Source organism: Candidatus Poriferisodalis sp. (assembly GCF_965208485.1).
In the GTDB taxonomy this organism is placed as follows: domain Bacteria; phylum Actinomycetota; class Acidimicrobiia; order Acidimicrobiales; family Poriferisodalaceae; genus Poriferisodalis.
Window position 1 is genome coordinate 3,942,160 of record NZ_OZ242344.1, and the last position, 20,706, is coordinate 3,962,865.

General features: G+C 67.3%; 21 protein-coding genes. 11 read left to right on the top strand and 10 right to left on the bottom strand.

All coding sequences use genetic code 11. From position 1 onward, the window contains the following. Window position 1: 1 nt before the first annotated feature. The 5 genes from ACOGXQ_RS18090 to iolG are packed head-to-tail and all read left to right on the top strand — an operon-like array spanning window position 2 to window position 7,417. On the top strand, window positions 2-2,296 hold the full coding sequence (locus ACOGXQ_RS18090) for an ABC transporter permease (RefSeq protein ID WP_419944997.1): 2,295 nt from the start codon (window positions 2-4) through the stop codon (window positions 2,294-2,296). Further along, window positions 2,293-3,069, top strand: a complete 777-nt coding sequence (locus ACOGXQ_RS18095; protein WP_419944998.1) for an ATP-binding cassette domain-containing protein — start codon at window positions 2,293-2,295, stop codon at window positions 3,067-3,069. Before ACOGXQ_RS18090 ends, ACOGXQ_RS18095 begins: the two co-directional genes overlap by 4 nt. Before the next feature lie 8 nt (window positions 3,070-3,077). After that, complete coding sequence (locus ACOGXQ_RS18100) at window positions 3,078-4,307, top strand: Gfo/Idh/MocA family protein (protein WP_419944999.1); 1,230 nt, start codon at window positions 3,078-3,080, stop codon at window positions 4,305-4,307. 42 nt (window positions 4,308-4,349) lie between these two features. Further along, complete coding sequence (locus ACOGXQ_RS18105) at window positions 4,350-6,395, top strand: thiamine pyrophosphate-dependent enzyme (protein ID WP_419945000.1); 2,046 nt, start codon at window positions 4,350-4,352, stop codon at window positions 6,393-6,395. After that, a complete protein-coding gene (iolG, locus tag ACOGXQ_RS18110; protein ID WP_419945001.1) occupies window positions 6,392-7,417 on the top strand; it encodes an inositol 2-dehydrogenase in 1,026 nt (341 codons plus the stop codon). The genes ACOGXQ_RS18105 and iolG overlap by 4 nt, the downstream gene beginning before the upstream one ends. A 268-nt stretch (window positions 7,418-7,685) precedes the next feature. On the opposite strand, the gene ACOGXQ_RS18115 is transcribed toward iolG, so the two are convergent. Both ACOGXQ_RS18115 and ACOGXQ_RS18120 read right to left on the bottom strand, forming a co-directional pair. Then, window positions 7,686-8,660: a hypothetical protein gene (locus ACOGXQ_RS18115; RefSeq protein ID WP_419945002.1), complete on the bottom strand. Its 975-nt coding sequence runs from the start codon at window positions 8,658-8,660 to the stop codon at window positions 7,686-7,688. A 9-nt stretch (window positions 8,661-8,669) separates the two neighbouring features. Continuing rightward, on the bottom strand, window positions 8,670-9,467 hold the full coding sequence (locus tag ACOGXQ_RS18120; RefSeq protein ID WP_419945003.1) for an SDR family NAD(P)-dependent oxidoreductase: 798 nt from the start codon (window positions 9,465-9,467) through the stop codon (window positions 8,670-8,672). 306 nt (window positions 9,468-9,773) lie between these two features. Between ACOGXQ_RS18120 and ACOGXQ_RS18125 the strand changes: the two genes are divergently transcribed. Together ACOGXQ_RS18125 and ACOGXQ_RS18130 are read left to right on the top strand one after the other, a co-directional pair. Then, window positions 9,774-10,070: a transposase gene (locus tag ACOGXQ_RS18125; RefSeq protein WP_419945004.1), complete on the top strand. Its 297-nt coding sequence runs from the start codon at window positions 9,774-9,776 to the stop codon at window positions 10,068-10,070. 279 nt (window positions 10,071-10,349) lie between these two features. Next, the gene (locus tag ACOGXQ_RS18130) at window positions 10,350-11,798 is read left to right on the top strand and encodes a Fic family protein (RefSeq protein WP_419945005.1); all 1,449 of its coding nucleotides are present in this window, start codon (window positions 10,350-10,352) and stop codon (window positions 11,796-11,798) included. A 32-nt stretch (window positions 11,799-11,830) separates the two neighbouring features. Here the strand turns inward: ACOGXQ_RS18130 and ACOGXQ_RS18135 are convergent, their stop codons facing one another. The 5 genes from ACOGXQ_RS18135 to ACOGXQ_RS18155 all read right to left on the bottom strand — a co-directional run bounded on the left by ACOGXQ_RS18135 (window position 11,831) and on the right by ACOGXQ_RS18155 (window position 14,686). Beyond that, window positions 11,831-11,986 (bottom strand): hypothetical protein, encoded by a 156-nt coding sequence (locus ACOGXQ_RS18135; RefSeq protein WP_419945006.1) that lies wholly within the window; start codon window positions 11,984-11,986, stop codon window positions 11,831-11,833. Next, window positions 11,983-12,273 carry a hypothetical protein gene (locus ACOGXQ_RS18140; protein WP_419945007.1) on the bottom strand — a complete coding sequence of 97 codons (291 nt, stop codon included), beginning with the start codon at window positions 12,271-12,273 and terminating at the stop codon, window positions 11,983-11,985. The genes ACOGXQ_RS18135 and ACOGXQ_RS18140 overlap by 4 nt, the downstream gene beginning before the upstream one ends. Window positions 12,274-12,618: 345 nt before the next feature. Continuing rightward, the gene (locus ACOGXQ_RS18145; protein WP_419945008.1) at window positions 12,619-13,461 is read right to left on the bottom strand and encodes an SDR family NAD(P)-dependent oxidoreductase; all 843 of its coding nucleotides are present in this window, start codon (window positions 13,459-13,461) and stop codon (window positions 12,619-12,621) included. Continuing rightward, a complete protein-coding gene (locus ACOGXQ_RS18150; RefSeq protein WP_419945009.1) occupies window positions 13,458-13,805 on the bottom strand; it encodes a putative quinol monooxygenase in 348 nt (115 codons plus the stop codon). Before ACOGXQ_RS18150 ends, ACOGXQ_RS18145 begins: the two co-directional genes overlap by 4 nt. A gap of 53 nt (window positions 13,806-13,858) precedes the next feature. Next, complete coding sequence (locus ACOGXQ_RS18155) at window positions 13,859-14,686, bottom strand: glucose 1-dehydrogenase (RefSeq protein WP_419945010.1); 828 nt, start codon at window positions 14,684-14,686, stop codon at window positions 13,859-13,861. A 219-nt stretch (window positions 14,687-14,905) separates the two neighbouring features. On the opposite strand from ACOGXQ_RS18155, the gene ACOGXQ_RS18160 reads away from it, so the two are divergent. Beyond that, on the top strand, window positions 14,906-15,388 hold the full coding sequence (locus ACOGXQ_RS18160) for a VOC family protein (protein WP_419945011.1): 483 nt from the start codon (window positions 14,906-14,908) through the stop codon (window positions 15,386-15,388). A 4-nt stretch (window positions 15,389-15,392) separates the two neighbouring features. On the opposite strand, the gene ACOGXQ_RS18165 is transcribed toward ACOGXQ_RS18160, so the two are convergent. Beyond that, complete coding sequence (locus ACOGXQ_RS18165; protein ID WP_419945012.1) at window positions 15,393-17,030, bottom strand: aromatic ring-hydroxylating oxygenase subunit alpha; 1,638 nt, start codon at window positions 17,028-17,030, stop codon at window positions 15,393-15,395. After that, the gene (locus ACOGXQ_RS18170; RefSeq protein ID WP_419945013.1) at window positions 17,027-17,629 is read right to left on the bottom strand and encodes a TetR/AcrR family transcriptional regulator; all 603 of its coding nucleotides are present in this window, start codon (window positions 17,627-17,629) and stop codon (window positions 17,027-17,029) included. Before ACOGXQ_RS18170 ends, ACOGXQ_RS18165 begins: the two co-directional genes overlap by 4 nt. A gap of 76 nt (window positions 17,630-17,705) precedes the next feature. On the opposite strand from ACOGXQ_RS18170, the gene ACOGXQ_RS18175 reads away from it, so the two are divergent. Continuing rightward, window positions 17,706-18,962, top strand: a complete 1,257-nt coding sequence (locus ACOGXQ_RS18175; RefSeq protein ID WP_419945014.1) for an NAD(P)/FAD-dependent oxidoreductase — start codon at window positions 17,706-17,708, stop codon at window positions 18,960-18,962. A gap of 48 nt (window positions 18,963-19,010) precedes the next feature. On the opposite strand, the gene ACOGXQ_RS18180 is transcribed toward ACOGXQ_RS18175, so the two are convergent. Then, entirely contained in the window at window positions 19,011-19,316 is a 306-nt protein-coding gene (locus ACOGXQ_RS18180; RefSeq protein ID WP_419945015.1) for a hypothetical protein, read from the bottom strand. Window positions 19,317-19,400: 84 nt separating this feature from the next. Between ACOGXQ_RS18180 and ACOGXQ_RS18185 the strand changes: the two genes are divergently transcribed. Further along, window positions 19,401-19,679 (top strand): hypothetical protein, encoded by a 279-nt coding sequence (locus ACOGXQ_RS18185; protein WP_419945016.1) that lies wholly within the window; start codon window positions 19,401-19,403, stop codon window positions 19,677-19,679. A 93-nt stretch (window positions 19,680-19,772) separates the two neighbouring features. After that, window positions 19,773-20,618 carry a bifunctional 5,10-methylenetetrahydrofolate dehydrogenase/5,10-methenyltetrahydrofolate cyclohydrolase gene (locus ACOGXQ_RS18190; protein WP_419945017.1) on the top strand — a complete coding sequence of 282 codons (846 nt, stop codon included), beginning with the start codon at window positions 19,773-19,775 and terminating at the stop codon, window positions 20,616-20,618. Window positions 20,619-20,706: the final 88 nt, after the last annotated feature.

Here is a 20,706-nt window from a genome sequence, read left to right on the forward strand (position 1 = left end):
CGTGGCGGCCTTCACCGCCGGCGGGGCCGATGAACGGCTCGCGTATCGCGGGCCGATCCAACAGCTGCTCACCCGTCCTGAGATAGGTGCGCTGCTGGGCCTCGCCGGCGTGTGGCTGCTGTTCTGGCTGACATCGGAAGCCTTCGGCACGGCCGGAGGCACGGCAAACTTCCTCGACGTCGCAGCGCTGCTCGGCATCATGGCGGTGCCGGTGGCGTTGCTGATGATCGGCGGCGAGTTCGACCTGTCGTCGGGCGCGATGACGGGCGCCACCGCCATCTTCGTCATCCTGATGAGCCGCGAGGTGGGAGAGCTCGGCGGTGCGGGGTTCAGCCTGCATCTCGCCGTTCCGCTGTCGCTGTGCTTCGCGCTGGCGATCGGCTGGTTCAACGGCACGCTGGTCGAGCGCACGTCGCTGCCCAGCTTCATCGTGACGCTGGGCACGTTCTTCATCCTCATCGGCGCCAAGCTCGGCTTCGGCAAGCTGTTCACCAACAAGGTCATCGTCGAGGGCCTCGACGAGGCGCAGGGCTACGCCTTCTGGGACGACATCTTCGGCGCCGAGTGGATCCGCAACCAGCACATCTGGGACGGCCGCGACTGGGCTTGGGCGGGGCTGCTCGTGCTGGCGGGCGTCGCCTTGCTGTTGGGGCTGCTGGAGATGAGCTACACGCGACGGGCCGAGGCACCGTCGTGGGCGTCGGCGGGTGCGTTCGCCGGCGCTGTTGCGGTGCCGCTGTTCGGATTCATCATGCTCTTGACCACCGACGGCACGGCGTCGAATTGGCTGTGGAGCGCGGTCATCACCGTCGGGACGCTGGCGGGCGTCGCGATCTGGTGCAGTTCCCGTTACGAGCCGGTGCAGCGCCACAGCGGGACGCTGGCGGGCCGCGCAACGCGGATGATCGGCATGGGTGTCGGTGCCGTGGTGACCGCTGTTGTGCTGGCACTCGTCATGGATGCGACGAATGCAAACCAGATCGACTTCCTCGGGGGCGGCCTCGGGCGTGCGGTCTTCGCCATCGGCATCGCCGCCACCGGCGTGCTGGCTGCGTTGGCCGCAACTGGACATGTCCGTTCGAGCGCGCCAGTCATCGGCGTCATCGTGTCCCTGCTGCCCGCCATCAGCTTCATGATGACCATCCAGGCGGCGCGGGCCCTGCTGTTCGGCGGTCTCGCAGTTGCGGGCGTCGTGACGCTGATGCTGGTCACGGCTCGGGCCGACCTGTCGCTGCGGCTGCCGATGGCCACTGCCGCCATCGTCGGCGTCGCTGCGTTCGTGGTACAGGCCGAGTCCGAATCGCGCAAGCTGCGTGTCGAGCTGTTCTCGGTGCTGCTGCTGATTGCGCTCGCGCTTGCGGCGACTGCCGTGGCCAGGGCCCTCGCACAGCGTCGCAGCACGGCGGTGCCTGTACCCCAGATGGGGCTGTGGCCCCGCGTCGCTTCAGCTGTCGGCGGGGCCGCGGCCGTCGTGTTCGCGGTGATCGAGCTGATCGACGGCGACGGCCTGATGTACGCGCTCTCGACGGGTGCCGCCAAGGGCGGTGCGATCGCGCTGGGCATCTTCGCCGTCGGCACCTTTTGCCGGTTGCTGTTCAGCAGCGACGAAGGCATGGGCCGACCCCTCGTGACAGTCGGGTTGGCGGCTGCGGGCCTGGCGCTCGCGGTGAAGCTGATGTTCATCACCACGATCGAGGAGGAGGCGACCCAGGCGGTGACCCGGTTCCGGGTCTCAGTGCTCTTCTACCTGCTGTTCGCGGCAGTGGGCGCGTGGGTGCTGGCAAAGACACGCTTCGGCAGCTGGACCTTCGCCGTCGGCGGCAACAAGGACGCCGCCCGATCGGTGGGCGTCCCGGCCGCCCGTACCAAGACGACGCTGTTCATGCTGGTTTCGGTCTGCGCCTGGGTCGCGGGCATGCTCATCGCGTTCCGCCTCAACTCGGTGCAGGCCAACGTCGGCGACGGCAACGAGTTCCGCTACATCATCGTGGCCGTCGTGGGCGGCAACCTGTTGACCGGCGGCTACGGATCGGCGGTCGGCTCGGCGATCGGCGCCCTCATCTGGGGAATGATCAGCCAGGGCATCGGCTTCGCGCGCTGGAACACGGACTGGCGCTTCCTTGTGCTCGGCGGGCTGCTGGTGGTCGCCGTCATCGTGAACAACTACGTACGCCAGCGGGCGGAGCGGTCGCAATCGGCGCGCGGCGACCCCGACGACGAAGACGCGCCCGGGCCTGAGCCGCCCGCACCGGCGGAGTCCGTTGGCGATGCAGCGCCAGCCGGAGGACAGTCATGAGCGATTCGCTGATCGAACTCCGCAGCATCTCGAAGTTCTACGGCAACATCATCGCCCTCACCGGGGTGTCCACCACGGTCAACCCCGGCGAGGTGACGTGCGTGCTCGGCGACAACGGTGCCGGCAAGTCCACGTTCATCAAGATCCTCGCCGGCGTGCACCAGCACGACGAGGGCCAACTCTTGCTCGAAGGAGAGGAGGTCAAGTTCTCCTCGCCCCGGGCAGCCCTCGCTGCCGGCATCGCCACCGTGTACCAGGACCTGGCCATGGTGCCGCTCATGTCGGTGTGGCGGAACTTCTTCCTCGGTGCCGAACCCACCAAGGGCTTCGGACCGTTCCGGCATATCGACGTCGAGAAGGCCAAGCAGATCGCCAAAGAGCAGCTCGCCGAGATGGGCATCGACATCCGCGACACCGAGCAGCCGGTCGGCACGCTGTCCGGCGGCGAGCGTCAGTCGGTAGCGATTGCCCGTGCCAGCTATTTCGGCGCTCGTGTGCTGATCCTCGACGAGCCCACATCGGCGCTCGGCGTGAAGCAGTCCGGTGTCGTCCTGCGGCGTATCACCGAGGCGCGTGATCGAGGACTCGCAGTGATCTTCATCACGCACAATCCCAACCACGCCTACCCGGTCGGCGATCGCTTCGTGATCCTCAACCGCGGCCATTCCATGGGCAACTTCGCCAAGGAAGACATCTCCCAGGCCGAGCTCACCCAGATGATGGCCGGCGGTGCAGAGCTCGAAGCGCTGCAGCACGAGCTGGCGACACACTGAGCCGACCGATGCGACGGCGCTTGGGCATTGCCGTGGTGGGCTTCGGCTGGATGGGCCAAGCTCATGCGCGCTCGGTCATGCGCATCCCGAGTCTGTTCGACGATCGCAGCTACGCACCTGAGCTCGTGGTGTGCGCTGACACGGTGGACGAGCGGCGCACGACGGCCCGCGAGGGCTTCGGCTTCGGTGACACAATCGAAGACTGGCGGGCCGCTGTTGATCGCCCCGATGTAGATGTCGTGTACGTGACCGCGCCGAACATGCTGCATGAGGAGATCGTCTCTGCGGCAACCGGTGCCGGCAAGCACGTGTTCTGTGAGAAGCCCGTCGGCGGCACGCCGGCGCAGGCGGTGCGCTGCTTGGAGGCTGCCAAGACGGCCGGCAGTATCACTGGAGTCGGCTTCAATTACCGCTTCGCGCCGCTCGTGCAGCACGTCAAGACCCTCATCGACAGCGGCGCGCTCGGGTCGATCACCAACTACCGGGGTCGCTTCTTCTCCATGTTCGGCGCTGATCCGCTGGGTCTTCTGTCGTGGCGCTTTGAGCTCGATCAAGCGGGCCACGGCGTCACCAGCGACATTCTGAGCCACGCCGTCGACTTGGCCATGATGCTGAACGGGCCGATCATCAGGGTGATCGGCAGCGGTGCCACCTTCATCGCGGAGCGGCCCATCGCGACGGTCGGCGCAAGCCACTACGCCCGAGGGCGTCCGGGCGACCCGACCGGACCGGTCACCAACGAGGACTACTTCGGGGCGCTTGCCGTCTTCGCCAACGGCTCGCGCGGCACGTTCGAGGTCAGTCGCACGATGGTGGGGCCCGAGAGCCAGATGGCGTTCGACATCTACGGCACCGAGGGTGCGGCGAACTGGAACCTGGAGACGATGAACGAGCTCGGGCTGTACTTGGCCCCCAAGGCCGGGAGCACTGCCGAGCGTGGCTACACGACGGTCCGCGCCGGCGAGCGGCACCCCGGCCACCGTGCTTTCGTTCCCGGTGACGCCAACGCCATCGGATTCGAGGACCTCGTGGCTCTCGAGGATCACCAGTATCTCTCCGCTGTCAGCGCCGGACGCCCGCATGCCGCGGGTTTCGCCGAGGCGGTGGCGTATGTCAGCGTGCAGGCGGCGCTGCTGCGGAGCTGGGTGAGCGGTGCTTGGGAAGACGTCATCCCGCTGACGACGGGCAATGTAGACGAGCTGGCACCGCACGACCCGGCGGGCCTGACGAGCCGGTGAGGCGCCTCCAGCGGGTCAAGTCGCGATTCAGGGAGCTGTGCGATGGCTGACATCAAGCTGACAACCGCCGGTGCGATCGTTCGCTTTCTCGCGGCGCAGCGCATCGCGCTCGACGATCTCGACCAAGCAGCGGCCGAGCAGTTGGCGGCCGGCGCCGAGGATGAATCGGTGCCGCTGTTCGGGGGCGTGTATGCAATCTTCGGCCACGGCAATGTGACGTGCCTGGGACCAGAGCTGCACCGCGCTCGCCATGAGCTGCCGACGTGGCGGGGGCAGAATGAGCAGGGCATGGCGCTGGCGGGTGTCGGCTTTGCGCGCGCCATGCGTCGCCGCCGGATCATGGCGGCCACCAGTTCCATCGGCCCTGGCGCCACCAACATGGTCACCGCCGCGGCAGTGGCACACGCGAATCGCATGCCGTTGCTGCTGCTGTCGGGGGACACCTTCAGCCATCGCCTGCCTGACCCCGTGCTGCAGCAGGTGGAGCACTTCGGCGATCCGTCCATGACGGTCAATGACGCCTTCCGCTCGGTGGTCCGCTTCTGGGACCGGCTCACCACGCCGCAGCAGGTTCTGCAGAGCTTGCCGAACGCCGTGGCGACGATGCTGGATCCCGCTGACTGCGGTCCTGCCTTCATCGGGCTGCCGCAGGACACACAGGCACAGACGTGTTCCTTCCCGGAGCGCTTCTTCGAGCCTGTGGTGCACCGGGTGAGGCGCCCGCGCCCGGACCGGCGCGAGCTGCGGGCTGCGGCCGCTGCACTGGCTGCAGCGAAGCATCCGCTGCTCATCAGCGGCGGCGGCGTGCGCTGGTCGATGGCGGAGGCCGAGCTGCGCAGCTTTGCCGAGCGTCATGGCATCCCGGTCGTCGAGACTGTGGCCGGACGCACCAGCTTTCCGTCCAGCCACCCCCTCGCCTGCGGCCCGATCGGCGTGACCGGCTGCGTCTCCGCGAATGCGATGGCTGGTGCCGCAGACGTGATCGTGGCTGTCGGCACGCGCTTGGGCGATTTCGCCACCGGCTCGTGGACCGTGTTCGACCATGCTTCGACGTTCATCGGACTCAATACAGCCAGGTTCGATGCGACCAAGCACGGCAGCTTGCCCCTGGTCGCCGACGCACGGGAGGGACTGGCCGAACTGGGAGCCGCCATCGGCGACTGCCGGGCGCCCGTCGACTGGACGGCGCGTGCGGAGACCGAGACATCTCAGTACCACGCCTACATCGACAAGCTCGCCGCGCCGGAAGCCGACGGCTCGCCCGCGACGCCGCCGACTTATGCGCAGGTGGTGGGGGCGGTGTCGCGAGCTGCCGACGAGCGGACCTACGTCGTCACCGCGGCCGGCGGTCTGCCCGGCGAGACGGTGAACGGCTGGCGCAGCGATGTGGAGCACTCCTTCGACTGCGAGTACGGCTACTCGACGATGGGATACGAGATCTCCGGTGCGTGGGGCGCGAAACAGGCGCTGGGAGAGCGAGACGTAGTCGCCCTCGTCGGCGACGGCTCGTACCTGATGATGAACTCCGACCTGTACAGCTCGGTGCTGAGCGGGCATCCGATCACGGTCGTGGTCTGCGACAACGGCGGCTTTGCGGTCATCGATCGGCTGCAGCGGGCTCAAGGCGGTGAGCCATTCAACAACTTCCTCGCCGACACGATGACCCAGACATCGTCGGGGACGGTTGATCGATCAGGCATGGGGCTGAACCGAGCGTCGAAGCAGTGGCCCGAGCGGCCCGTGAGCGGAGCGAGCAAGAGCGGCAGGCAACAGGTGACCCGACGGGAAGATGCTTCGGTTCGCGCATCCTCTGACGAACCGCCCCATGTCGACTTCGCCGCACACGCTGCATCCATGGGATGCGCTGCGGAATCTGTTGCCACCGTCGCTGAACTGGGGACGGCCCTGCAGCGGGCGAAGGTGTCTGGGCGCACCTATGTGATCGTGCTCACCACACACCCCGTGTCGTGGACCGAAGGCGGCGCGGCGTGGCAGGTGGGCGTGCCAGAAGCCAGTGACCGCCCCGAGGTCGAAGAGGCGGCCGCTGCCATGGCTGAAGCCATGCGCACGCAGCGGCGAGGCCTGTGAGCCCGTCCCTGCCTGCTGGCTCTGCCGGCGTCGGCCTCATCGGCTGCGGCCGGATCGGCCGGCTGCATGCACGCCATCTGGCCGGCATCGACGGCCTCCGCCTTGCCGCTGTGTGCGATGCCGTTCCGGCGGCATCGGCGTCGCTTGCAGCGGAGCTGGGTGTGCCGGTTGCCGGCAGCCCGGCGGCGCTGATGGCCCGATCCGATGTTGATGCCGTGGCCATCTGCTCGCCCACGGAAACGCACGTCGACTTAGTGGTGGCGGCGGCGGAAGCCGGGCTGCCTGCCTTCTGCGAGAAACCTGTCTCGCTGGACCTGGCCGAGGCCGAACGCGCCATTTCGGCGGTTGCCGCTGCAGGCACCGCCGTGCAACTGGGTTTCAACCGCCGCTTCGATCCATCGCACCGTGCCGTCGCCATCGCTGCCCGCAACGGCGAGCTCGGCGAACTCCATATCGTGCGGATCACGAGCCGCGATCCGGTACCCCCGCCGCACGACTATGTCGTCGGCTCGGGCGGCATCTTCGCCGACATGATGATTCACGACTTCGACATGGCGCGCTTCGTGACCGGCGCTGAGGCCGCCGAGGTGTACGCCGTCGGCGCGGTGCGCGTCGATCCCGCGATCGGCGAGTTCGGCGATTGGGACACTGTTGCGTCGGTGCTGACGCACACCGACGGAACCATCACGACCATCGACAACAGCCGACAGGCGGTCTACGGCTACGACCAGCGGGTCGAGGCGTTCGGCAGCGCCGGGGCGATGGCCTCGCAGAATCCGAATGTCCACAGCGCCATTCGTTCCGCCCCGACAGGAGCGGCGTCTGCGCCGATGCCGTGGTTCTTCGCTGAGCGGTATGCCGAGTCGTACCGTGCGGAGTGGGCCGCGTTCGTTGAGGTGCTCGCAGGCGAGCCGCCGCCTGTGACGCTGGAAGACGGCCGTGCGTGCTTGGCGATAGCGCTGGCGGCCACCCGCTCGGCGCAACAGGGATGCCCAGTCAGAGTCGCGGAGATCTCGGCCTGAACGGCTGGCAGGCTGCTGAAATATGCAGGTCTGGCGGGAAACGCAAGCCCCTGACCTGCGGGTTTGCAACTGGACACCGCCCGAAAATCGACTTTTTCAGCATCCTGCCAGAGACGAACAACAGGCGTAGCTCTGGGCCGAGCAGTTGCCGGGGAAGATCGGGCCGTCGGTGATGGTCTCGAAGTGATCAGGGCCGAAAAAGCTCATGGCCGCCGACGCTACCGCGCGGCTGTGCTCGGCTTCCTGCCAAGCCAGCGCTGCGGCGGCGTCAATCCAAGGCGTCGCGCCAGGGGGATGCGTCGATGCCGGGGTAGCGGCGTTCGAGGGCGTCGACCAGATCGGGTGTCCAGTAGGAATGGCCGGGCAGCGGGGCGCCGAACAGCGCCAGTTCATCTGGGACGCAGGTCGCGGCGAACGAGGACCACGGCCGGGCCGTCGAGACCGGCTGCACGTTGTCGTAGCCGATCCAGTCCGCGCCTCCCGGCTTGAACGACGCGCTCATGAGGAACCGGCTGCCGCCTGGCCTCGTCAAGTCGACGCCTCGGTGCCACACATCGGGCCGGTACGCCAGATAGCTGCCACGCTGACCGGCCGCGGAGATGCGCTCGCCGTCGGGCGGTCCGTCATAGGGCCGTGCCCGGTCGGCGGGACCTCCGGCGAGCTCGGTCGGCGCCACGCCGTCTTCGACATCGCTGAGGTACAGGAACCCCTCCAGGTTCCACCATCCGGGTTCGAGGCGGTCGGGCACCACGTTGTGGTTGCGGTCTTGATGGAACGGCTGCTCGTAGTTGGTGACGCCCGTGTACTTGCCCCAGATGCGGGCCTGGTAGATGCGGATGTCGGCCGTTCCCATCGCCCGGCGGGCAAAGCCGATGACGCTGGGGTGAACCTGCAGCCGGTTCAGCCGCGGCGACCTGTACGGGAACAGGATGTGCCCCAGGAACTGCTTCGGACGGAATGCGGGACCCTCGTCGTCGGCCTTGGGGAACCTGTGTCCCTGATTGAAGCTGGTGCCGACGAACTGCTCGCGATGAGCCGGGTCTCCGCCGTGGAACTCCTCGGGGCGTGGGTAGAGATCCCAGAGCTCTTCGACCGCATGGTCTACGTCGGCAGTCGGCACGAGCCCGTCCACCAGCACCCAGCCGTGCTCTTGCCAGTGCTGCGCTGCCTCATCGAGATCGGCAATGCCGATGCTCGCGGCGTCGGCGTCTGTGCGACCGCCGACGCTGGCTGCTTCAGACACGGGCGGCGTTCAGCCCGAGCTCTGTGCGTCGTGGACGTTGATGCACGCTCCCGACACAAAATCCGACGACGGCGACACCAGATACAGCAGCGTCGAGTCGAGCTGGGAGGGCACGCCGAGGCGGCGCCGGGGGAAGTCCTTGGTGATGTCGCCCATGCGTTCGAGCATCCCGTCCATCATCTCGCTCTCGAAGGCGCCGGGCGCGATGGCGTTCACGTTCACGTTGCAGCGGGCGAACTCCAGCGCCAGCGTCTCGGTCATGCGCACCACGGCGCTCTTGGTTATCGCATACATGGCCGTGCCGATTCCTGCCCGGTAGGCGCCCATGGAAGAGATATTCACTATTCGTCCCGGCAGTTCGGCGGCGATCAAGCGGCGCGTCACCTCGCACGACAGGTGGAACAGCGAGGTCAGGTTGGTGGCGATCATCTCGTCCACGAACGCCGGGTCCATCTTGAGGGCCAGCCGGGCATCAGGCTTGCCGGCGTTGTTGACGAGGATCTGCACGGTGCCGAGATGTTCTTCGGCGGTGGCCACGGCGTCGAACAGGGCCTCGGTGTCGGTCACGTCGAGCGGGATCGGCAGCACCGCGGCGCCGTCAGCCTCCAATTCGGCCGCCAAGGCGTTGAGCCGCTCGGCGCGCCTGCCGCAGATCGCCACACTGGCCCCGCACGCAGCGAGCACCGTGGCAAATCGGCGGCCCAGACCCGACGTCGTGCCCGTTACGAACGCCGTCTGCCCGCTGAGGTCAGCCGACCACTGCGGCGCAACGCTGTCTGCAGTCCCGGCTTCGACGCCGTCGTTCATGGCTGTCTCCTCGGTTGTGAGGCGGGCCGTCTTTGACTGCTCGCTTGTTCAGCATTGCAGCGTATTGGGCCGCTGTGTCGCGATTCTCAGCATGGGCTGCTGAATCTGGGTCCACGTTGCTTGGCGACCTTAGGAGACATCTGGCTTATTCGGATTCGGTGGGCTTCCCCCGGAATCTAGTGGTGTGTCGCGGTTTTCTTGCGGGCAGGTCGCGGCCCGCTGACCTGCGGAAACAGGCTTCGGCAGGCCCTGTGCAAATTGCCGACGCACCACTAGGAGGCATGTTCTCAGAGGAGTAGGGGAGCGATGCCTGAGACAAGAAGAAGGTTCGATCCGGAGTTCCGCGCTGGCGCGGTGAGGATCGTGATCGAGACCGGCAAGCCGATCGCGCATGTGGCCCGGGATCTGGGGATTCATGCGGGGACTTTGGGCAACTCAACGTCGGATACCTCGAACGGTACGAGATGGCGACGGGCGCCGCCGCTCGCGCGCGAAGCCGCTGGCAGCGATCCCGCTGACCTTGCTGCCGGGTGGATTGCTGCCAATCGGGTTCTTGTCGATGAGTGGCTGGCCGCTGCCCGAGCAACGGCCTCCCGTGAGTAGGCGGCACCCATCTCCGCGAGCCGTGGAAGCCGCACGCGTGGAGTATCCGCTGGCCGCCCTGTTCGTTTCGCTCTCTGACGACGATCCGCCGCGCAGGAGGTCCCGTGAGCACCGGTCGGACTCGCAACCACCGGTGGAGTTCGCCAGCGTTCATGCAGCAAGACATCGCTCTCGATGTACGGCGTGAGCATGAGCAAGAAGTGTCCGCACGAACACAAGACTGCGACAGTTCAATGGGGTAGTGTCGTTCAAGCAAGTGTCTATGAACGCCTGAAGAATATGGGCAGGTACCTCGAACTCGACTACACCCGCTGGGTCGGCACCAGCATGGTGTCCTCTCCCTTCAGGGCGTATGTGCCATGCGCCCTGAAGGGATGGGTGCCCTCGGTGCAGCCCCATGTGCGAGAACTCGTCAGGCTGGCCGAGCGTCGCATCGCCGATGCGAACCGGCTCGATATCTCCGGTTCACCCACGCTGCACTTGCTCCTCACTCGAGCAGAAGGTCTTGCCACGAGCAGCGTTGAGAACATCAGAACCACGATGCGCTCGCTGAGCTTGCTCGACTCGCTGCGCGGCCGGCGACGGGCCGAGACTGACCGGAAGGACCGATTGACACTCGGCAGCGTGCACATGAACACCGAAGCCATGTCACTCGCTTCTCGCGCGGATGCCGATGTGTCGGTCGGGGACATTGAACGACTCCATCGAATCCTGTTCACCGACACCGAGGACCAGTTCGACGCCGGACAGCTGCGCAAGGAGCAGGTCTGGATTGGCAGCGGGCAACGCACGCCTGTAGGAGCGCACTTCGTGCCGCCGCCGCACACAGAAGTGCCGGCGTTGATGAGCGACCTCTCCGACTACATATCGGACTGCACCGTTTGGGCACCGGCTGTCGTGAAGGCGGCTGTTGTGCATGCGCAGTTCGAGACGATCCACCCGTTCACGGACGGCAACGGAAGAATCGGCCGCGCGCTCACGAACCTCGTGCTGAGACGAGCTGGCCACCTTGAGGTCCCCGTGCCGCTGTCAGCGGCAATCGACGCACGCCGGCAGGAGTACTACGACAGCTTGCAGGAGAGCCGTGCGTACATCGGCGAGCGATCCGATGAGGGGCGCTCCGCTTCCATGACGGCTTCGGTCGAGTTCACAGCAGACGCCGTAGTCGTCGCTTGCGACTACGCGACGACGGTTGCCAAGTGTGTTGCTGACTGGGAGAACAGGTGCAGCCAGGTGCCTTCGAGGCAGCGGTCCTCTGCGGACGAGATTCTGCAGGTCATGCGCACCGCCCCGGCAGCGACGCTGCCCTTTCTGGTTGAGCGCTCTGGGCTCAATAGGCGCACGGCGGAGCGAGCGGTGAGCCGGCTCACAAGCCTCGGCTTGTTGGCCGAGCACCGTGACCACGAGAGCGGGATGCGGATTCTGGAGGCTCCGGACCTGATAGGCGTCGCCGACAACCGCGACGCGCTGATCGCAGAAGCATGGAGATTGCATCTCGATGGCCGAGCAGACATTCCCGATCGGCTGCACGAACTGGCTGGCAGCCACTTGTCGACACCTCTGGACGGCCCTCGCCGTACCTCTGAGGATGCCATCGTTGAGGCCGCGAAGCGGGCAGCGGACAAGTCTCCTGGGCTGAAACGGGCCCCACGTTGCGGGCACATCGGAGCGCGCAGCCACAAACCGTGCCAGCGACGGGCAGGGCACACAGGCGACCACGCCTACTGAACACTCGCAGTGGCGATGTCATTGCGGTGCAGTCAACTCGCGAGGCCCGCGCCATAGCTGTCGGCGCCCTCGGCGGTGACGTACAGGACATACATGACGCCCGGCGGGGTGGTCTGTGACAGCACGCTGTCGACCTCGTCGAAGAGGCCGAGCATGTCCGCGAACGAGCGCTGGGGAAGATCGCTCACGGCACGGCGGGCGGCTGCCGGGAGCGTCTCGGGGACGGGTAGCCGACGAACTCCCGATCGAACCACACCCGGTGGAAGCTGCACGCCTCGGGCGCATCAGCCAGCGTCTGCTCCCAGACGAAGCCCTCCATGACGCAGCGGCGACCCCATGCGATGTCCACCTCGGACCGGTGGGCGAACACCCACTCCGGCACCGCGACGCCATCACGGTCGCACAGCTCGTGAACGACCGCAGCGATTCGGCACAAATCGGCCGCATCGTCGCCTGCCGGCTCGTCGGCAGTCATTGTGGTCCGCTCCGCTGGCCATGCATCCCACTCGCGGACGAGAAACGTCAACGGCACATGTTCCCGGACACTGTCCCCGGCCATCGCGGCAGGAAGATCGGAGGCGCACACCCGCCTGAAGATGGGCAGTACCGCCTGCTCTGACCGTCGAGGCTGGATCCGGACCGGCATCGCTCGACCCCCGTCGTCGCGGACAGGCTAACGGTGCCGCCGTGCACGCCTCGTCCGGGAGCCGTTGCCGGAGCCGACCGGTGCGCACCGCGACTCAACTGCAACCTCACCTACTGCCCGTGAGCCGATCGCCGGTCGCCGTTTGCGCGATGCGGGGAATCGCTGCGCTTGCTGCTACGCCGGCGTTGGTCGGTAGGTCGTCGTGCGCTGGGTTCGTCCGCCGCTCACCAGCAGCAGCTGGCCGGTGACCCACCCCGCCGCATCTGAAGCCAGGTAGACGACCGCCGCGGCGATGTCGGCAGGTTCGCCCATCCGCCCCAGCGGGATGCTCGCCGTCAGCTCGTCCAGTCGGTCCGATACGCCCAGCACTTCGAGGAATGCCTCGGTGGCGATCGGTCCGGGCGCTACCGCGTTGACGCGGATGCGCGGCGCCAGCTCGAGAGCCAGTGTCTGGGTGAGGTTGTTCATGGCCGCCTTCGCTGCGGCGTAGGGTCCGGTCATCGGCGAGCCCCGGGTGCCGGCGCCCGAGGAGATGTTGACGATGGCGCCGCCCGCGTCGCCCATCGCGGCAGCCGCCGCCTTGCAGCCCTGGAACGCCGTTGTCAGGTTCAGCTCGAGCTGGGAGCGGAACACCTCGTCGGGTGTGTCCGCCAGCGAGCGCACCGTCTTCTCATCGGACCCGCCCACGTTGTTGACCCACACGTCGATGCGCCCGAATTCGGCCAGAGTGCGGTCGGCCAGCGTTGCAGAGAAGTCGCGAATGTCGCCCGGCACGATGAGCGCCCGCCGGCCGTGCGATTCGATCGCGGCGGCGGTGATCTCCAGATCGCCGATACGGCGGGCATTGATCGCCACGTCGCAGCCGTGCTCCGCCAGCGCGACGGCAATCGAGCGTCCGATGCCTTGGCCTGCGCCGGTGACGACGGCGACCCGGCCGTCCATGCGGAACAGCGGTGCGATGCGGGTTGCCGGTTCGGCACTTGCCCTACCCGGGTCTGCCGCAGGCGGATCGCTCATGCGGTGAAGAAGTCGGCCCTGGGAGTGCGCGTGTCGTCGTACACCGGCTCACGCAGGTCGCAGCGGTACTTGTTGTTGTCCGCGCCGACGATGCCGCAGTCGCCCAGCGTGGCCCGCATGTTGAAGTAGTTCGGGTGCTCGAAGTGGGCCGCCAGCGACGCCTCGTCGGCCCACAGCTCGTAGACCAGCACCCGCGTGTCAATGCACGGGTCGGCCGAGAAGCAGTAGGCCAGGCAGCCCGGCTCGTCGTCGCGGGTTGCCTGCTGCAGCGGGCGGCCCAGCTCGACGGCGCGGTCCCGGTTGGCGGCGGTGTCGAAGTCGATCTCTCCGGCGATGATGATCATGAGATTGCCCTCTGTCGGTGTTTTCTGACGGCGCTCGCGGGTGCCTGCGACTGCTACCCGCGCCGGCCGGCTTCGCCGATGACCGAGCCGGCACCGCGGTGGAAGCGGTTGGGCGTCGTGCCCGCGGTGGTCCATCCGGCATCCACGACCAGGCAGTGCCCGCTCACGTAGCGAGCGTCGTCGCTTGCGAGATACAGGGCAGCATTGGCGATGTCGATCGGCATGCCGCCGAATCCGAGCGGCGAGCCTGCGGAGATGTGCTGCTGCGCACTGTCGGTGTCGGTGTGGTCGCCGCTGATGACCGACGCGGTCATTGCAGTGACGATGCTGCCCGGCGCGATGGCGTTGGCCCGCACGCCGTGCGGCGCGAGCTCGTTCGCGATCGACTTGGTCAGCCCGATGACGCCGTGCTTCGCCGCTGTGTAGGCGTGGGGGCCGAGACCTCCCGCGACGCCCGCGACCGACGAGGTGGAGATGATCGCGCCCGATCCTTGGGCGATCATCACCCGAGCCGCGTGCTTGCACCCCAGGAACACGCCTCGCAGCAGGATGGCCAGCGATTCATCCCACGCTTCGACCGGCGTCTCGACGATGGAGCCGACCGCTCCGACGATGCCGGCGTTGTTGAACATGCAGTCCAATTGCCCGAACTCGCTGACTGCGGTCCCCACGGCGGCTTCCACATCGGATTCGTCGGTGACGTCGGTGCGGTGAAATCGCGTGGCGTCGCCCAGCGACGAGACGAGCTCGCGTCCGGCCTCTTCTTGGATGTCGGCCACCACGACGCGGGCGCCTTCCTCGACGAAACGACGCACCGTCCCTTCGCCTAAGCCGCTCGCGCCCCCGGTGATGAGTGCGACCTTGCCGTCGAGTCGTCCCATGAGTGTCGGTCCTTCCAGTCCGCCCAGCCACGTCTCCCGGTCGGGACCGACGCGGCATGCGAGAGTATGGCCGCATCAGAGGCTGAGCCGGCAGGCGAAGCCGGGGCCTGAGCGGCCCGTGAGCCCGTATCCGATTGAAATTGGGAACAAGAGCGGGAAGCATCTGGTGCGACAACGGAAGGCGTACCTGCCAATGCGGTTCTTCAGGAGGATTGTCCGATGATCGACTACCAGCGGCTGTTCCACACGGGGATACGAGTGCCTGACGTGGATGCGGCCATGGCAGAGATGGGCGAGACGCTGGGGGTGAGCTGGGCGTCGGTTCAGCACAACCCGGCGCAGCAGGTGTGGACCCCCCAGCGAGGCTTGCAGTCCGCCGAGCTGGTCTTCACGTACTCATGCGAAGGACCCCAGCATCTCGAGCTGCTGTGCGGCGAGCCGGGGACGATCTGGGACGGCTCGGCCGACCCTGGGGTGCATCACGTGGGGGTGTGGGTGGACGACGTGGTCGCAGAGACCGAGCGCTGCCTGCACGCCGGCTGGCAGGTCGCCGCGGCGGGCGCCTCGCCCGATGACGGCTATGGCGCGTTCACCTACGTCGTGCCTCCCAGCGGTCCGATCGTCGAGCTGGTCTGGTCGGCGATCGAGCCCCGCTTCGAGTCGTGGTGGTCAGGCGGGCGGCTCGGCAGCGAGCGCACCTGACGGATCAGTCACGGCTGCCGTTTCGGGGCGTGGTCACGCCCACCGCGGTTTCGGACGCAGCATCCACGGCACCGTTCGAGCGATCGAGTGCCGGTCCCAGCCACTCGAAGTAGTGGTGATAGAAGTGGCGGATCTTGGTCTCCTGGTACGAGGCGAAGATCACTTCTTGCTGCTCTTGGGCTCGAAGCCCCTTCTGCACCAGCGGCAGATTCAGCGAGTCCTGCTGGAAGATCTTGGCGAGTGGCCCGAGCTGGGGCGCCAGCGTCCAGTCGTCGTCGAGCCCGAGGTGATGGACCGTCGCCGGCGGCGGCCGGTCGTCGGGATCGGGGGGTGCCAGCGGGAACAGCATCACCTCGAAGATGCACTCATGAGGGTTGTCGCCATTGGGCCGGAACCGGTACATGATCGGGTTGAAACAGCCCCAGGGTGACCAGTTCGGAAACACCGAATAGAAGATGGCGTCGATCATCTCCGCATCGCTGATCGCGTCGACGTCGACAGCGTCGCCCATCTCTTCGCGCACCTGCGCCCGTTTCTGATCGGCGATCCATCCTCGGACGTTGGTCACCTCCGGCGGAGGATCGGGAGTCATGAGCGGCACGTCCTCCATGCCCGCAAGCAGGGGTCCGCCGATCCACTTGCACAAATGCGGGTCTGCCTGCGTCTGCGGACCGTCGATGTGGTTGCCGTCGTCGTCGAAGATGCTGACATTGCCGTCGGTGTCGGTGACCGAGACTCGGGATTCGCCAACGCGTTCGTAGATGTGGCCGTTCATCGGGTGCCGCCAGCGGGCGAACTGCTTGCCGTCTGCCAACCGCTCGTACCGCGGCGCGTCGCCGAGGTGCGGGCTTGCGACGGCGTGCGCGGACATCGCCCGGCTGTAGTTGCCGAAGGCGTCGTAGCGGCTGTTCGCGTCGCCGAGGTTCTCCATGAGCGTCGGGTGGGTCGCCACGACGTGGTAGCTCTCCATGAACGCCTCTTGGCAGGTCTTCCAGTTCATCGGCATGAGTTTCTGGACATGGACGGCCTTGTAGCGGCGCTCGAACGGAACGAATTCGAAGTGGTCGGCGAGGTCGCCCAGGTAGTCGCCCAGCGGTGCGGCGTTGCGGTCGGGGTTGATGAACACGAAGCCCTGCCAGGTGCCGACTAGGGCCTCGGGCAGCCCGTAGTCAGCCATGTCCACATCGGGGAAGTCCCACTGGCAGGGAATCTCCTTCATCGAGCCGTCCAGTTCCCAGCACCAGCCGTGGAATGCGCATCGCAGGTTTGCGGCGCCGTGGCCGTGCGTCTCGCGCAGCTTGCGGCCCCGATGCAGGCAGGCGTTGCGATAGGCCTTGATCTGATCGGGGGCGGTGCGAATGACCAGGAACGACAGGTGGGCGATGTCGTAGACGTGGTAGTCGCCGACTTCGGGAATCTCCTCTTCGAGGCAGGCGAGCTGCCACACGCGGCTCCACAGTCGCTCGACCTCAAGGTCATGAACGTCCTGCGCGTAGTACACCCGGGCCGGCACCCGCGTGTTGCCCGGCGGGTGCTCCCCGACTCGTCGCAGTGCCTCTGACACGGGGTGCGTGTCGTTGTCGAAGAGCTCGTCGTAGCTGATGCCCGCAGAGCGATCTGTTCCAGTCAACGTCTCAGTCATGGCAATTGATCACTGTCCATTCTCTGCCTATTGGGATGGTCGTAGATCGCAGCGAGCATTTCGCTGGCTCTGTTCACGATCTCATTTCGGTCGACATCGAGCGCTGCCAGCGAGTCGATGTGCGCCAGACCCATCAACAAGATGTACGCAGCCTTCACGTCTGCCAGCGCCATGCCCGTGTCTTCCATCCACTCCTGTGCCCGGGTCGAGATCCAGTCGTCCAGCAGTTCGGCAACGTCGGGGTTGCTGAGGCAGCGAGATGGATCTCCAGCAGCAGGCCGACCGTCGCCGAAGACGGGGGACAGGAACGTCTTGATGCCGAGGTCGGGATCTGCGGGGCGCACCGGCTGCTGCCCCGCCAGCCCGTAGAGCTGGGCGCGGCAGGCCTCCACGAGTAGCTCGCGCTTGCTGGCGAAGTGGTTGTAGACGGCTGGCGTCGACACATCAGCCCGACGGGCGACATCGGTCAATGTCACGCCGTCGAAGCCGTGCTCGATGCAGGCAGCGATAGCCGACCTGAGCAGCCGTTCCCGCGTCGGAACGCCATCGGCATCTTCCTTGGGAGGGCGGCCGACCGGCCTCGTCGTGGATTCGGACATGTCGGTGTCAGTATGGGCCACCGGTCCATCACCCGTCTGCTGAGCGATCCGGCGCCGGGTTCGGCAGGCTGTAGCGGTGCCGCACCGGGACATGATCGTGATCGGGGCTGGCCCCGCCGGTGCGGCGGCGGCCATGCGCGCTGCGGGGGCCGGCATCAATGTCACCGCGTTCGAGAAAGGCGCACCGGGGCGCGACAAGGTCTGCGGCGACGGTCTGACACCGCGTGCGGTTGCGGCGCTCGACGAGCTGGGCATTTCGCTCGACGAGGCACACCGCATCGCCGGGCTGCGCATGATCGCCGGGCAGCGGGCGCGCGAGCTGGACTGGCCCGCGAACGGGCAATTCGGTCCCTACGGGGCGGTGTGGCCCCGCCGCCGGCTGGACAGCGCGCTGTGCGACGGCGCTGCGGCGGCCGGTGCTGAGCTGTGCTTCGGCACCGAGGCGCTGCCGATGCTCGAGGACGGGCGGGCGGTCGGCGTCACCGCCGGCGGTGAGCGCTGGACCGCCGATCTGGTCGTGCTGGCAGCGGGCGCCCAGGGCCAGGCGGCCCGGATGCTGGGTGCGCTGCGCGATCCCGACGAGCCGTTTGGCCTCGCCATCCGCACCTACGCCGAAACACCCCGCCACGCCGAGGAGTACCTCGAGGCGTGCCTGACGCTGCGCGACCCCGACGGCACCGCGGTGCCCGGCTACGGCTGGCTCTTCCCCGCCGGCGACGGCACCGTCAACATCGGCGTCGGCGCGCTCAGCACCATGAAGGGCTTCGCGAAGCTGAACCTGAACCGGCTCTGCGACAGCTACCGCGAATTGGTGGCCGAGAGCTGGCAGCTCGGCCCCTACCTGGAGCGTCCCCGGGCGTGGCGCCTGCCGATGAGCGCGGTGCGGCGGCACGGTCCCGGCTGGGTGGCCATCGGCGACGCGGCCGGGCTGATCAACCCGATGAACGGCGAGGGCATCGACTACGGCCTCGAGACCGGCATCCTCGCTGCCGATCTCTTCGCGGCCGACCCCGCCGCAGTGCCCGACACCTATGACCGCCTCGTGGCTGAGCGCTTCGATGCTTTCCTGCGCACCGGTCGGCGCTTCTCGTTCCTGATTGGCCACCCGCGCATTCTGCGGACCGGTCTGCGACTGGCGGTGGGCACCGATGCCATTGCACGGCTCACCCTGCAGGTCATGGGCAACCTCATCGACAACGAGACCCCCGGCACGGCGGGCCGGGTGCTGGGGGCTGCCGACCGGGCGCTCGCCGCAGCATCGCCAGCCCTGCGCCGGCTGCACCGGCGCCACACGGCCCGCACCCGCGGCTCAGCGTTTCAGAACAACGGCTGAGGCACGAGCCCGGGGGCTGTTGTGCCTCGCAGCTGGTCGTTGGCGTGGTCAGTCGGCATGCTCCGTCAGACGCAAGAGCTCGCCTTGCCAGCGCACCTCTTTGGGATCAGGCTTGCCAGACGCTGCCACTTCGCCGTCGGGCGTCATGAAGCGATGCGCGACGGCAACTCGCTGTCCAGCTTCGTAGTAGCCGACAAGCTCACTGACCGTGCCTGGCGGCTGTCCCGATGTAGCTGCCGCCGCAGCGCTCATCAGCACAAGTTCATCGAGTTCGCCGTGTCGAACCCGAGGAAGGATGAATACGTTGAACAGAGCCCGCAGCTCGCCGGCCGAGGTCAATCGCGTGCGCTCCATCGCGAGCAGACTGCCCGAGCACGCCTGCCTACGAGAAACGAATTCGATCAGGACCGGCGAAAGCTGCTGTGTACAGTCGTGCCCATGGCGCATACGGCGGCGATCGGGGCTTCACGCCCCTCTCAGACCACCGTTGATCTCCTTGAACGCTGGCTCGCCTCGGGTCAGTCAACGGCTTACGAGTTGCAGAACAGCCTGTTGGAGGTACTCGACGCGGCCGAGGACTCGTCGAATCTGGCTCTGGAGGCCCTGCGGATTGTTGCTGAGGCCACGTCTGCTGGGTGGACCCAGGCCGACGTGCATGCCGCAGTCAAAGAAGTGCTGTTGAGTGGCGGGCCGCCAGGGTCGACGCCGCCTCGCTGAGCAGTGGCGCGGTGCCGCCGATCACTGGAGTGACCTCATAGGACTGCGTCTGAGGGCAAGCATCCCAGCGCAGCGCCACTACGGTGGCTCGCCGTGACTGCAGTGCTGCTCGACGGTCAGGTGCTGGCCGAACAGATCAAGGAAGACCTGCGCATCCGGATCACCCAGGAAGACCTGCGGCCGGGGCTTGGCACGATCCTCGTGGGCGACGATCCCGCATCGCACAGCTACGTGGGCGCCAAGATCCGCGACTGCGGCGAAGTGGGCATATCTTCGGTTCACGAGGAACTCCCCGCCGACATCGCCCAGGCCGATCTGGACGCGGTCATCGAGCGCTTCAACGCCGACCCGGCGGTGCACGCCTACATCGTGCAGCTTCCCCTGCCCCGCCAGCTCGACGAGGAAGCGGCGCTGCTGGCCATCGATCCCGACAAGGACGCCGACGGCCTGCACCCCGTGAACCTGGGCCGCCTCGTGATGGGGGTCGACGGCCCGCTGCCGTGCACGCCACGGGGCATCCAGGTGATGCTGGCGCATTATGGCGTGCCGGTGGAGGGACGCCATGTGGTCGTGGTGGGCCGCGGCCTCACCATCGGCCGGCCCATGGCGCTGCTGATGGCGCTGAAGCGGCCGGTCGCCAATGCAGCCGTCACGGTCGTTCACACGGGTGTCGCTGACCTGGGCACCTACACCCGCCAGGCCGACATTGTCATCGCGGCGGCTGGCGTGCCCGGCCTCATCACACCTGACATGGTGAAGCCGGGCGCAGCGGTGATTGGCGGCGGCATCACCCGCGAGGGCCGCAGGATCCTGTCCGATGTGGACGAGTCGGTCGGCGAGGTAGCCGGCTGGGTGACGCCCCGCCTCGGCGGCGTCGGCCCGATGACCCGGGCCATGCTGCTGGCCAACACCGTCGACGCCGCCGCCGCGGCCGGCTGAGACACATCCAAGACCGGCGCCGGTGTCGCTCGATGAGGACGGCGGTGACGCAGGTGCGGCGGCGTTGCCGCTGCGCTAGAAACGCCCG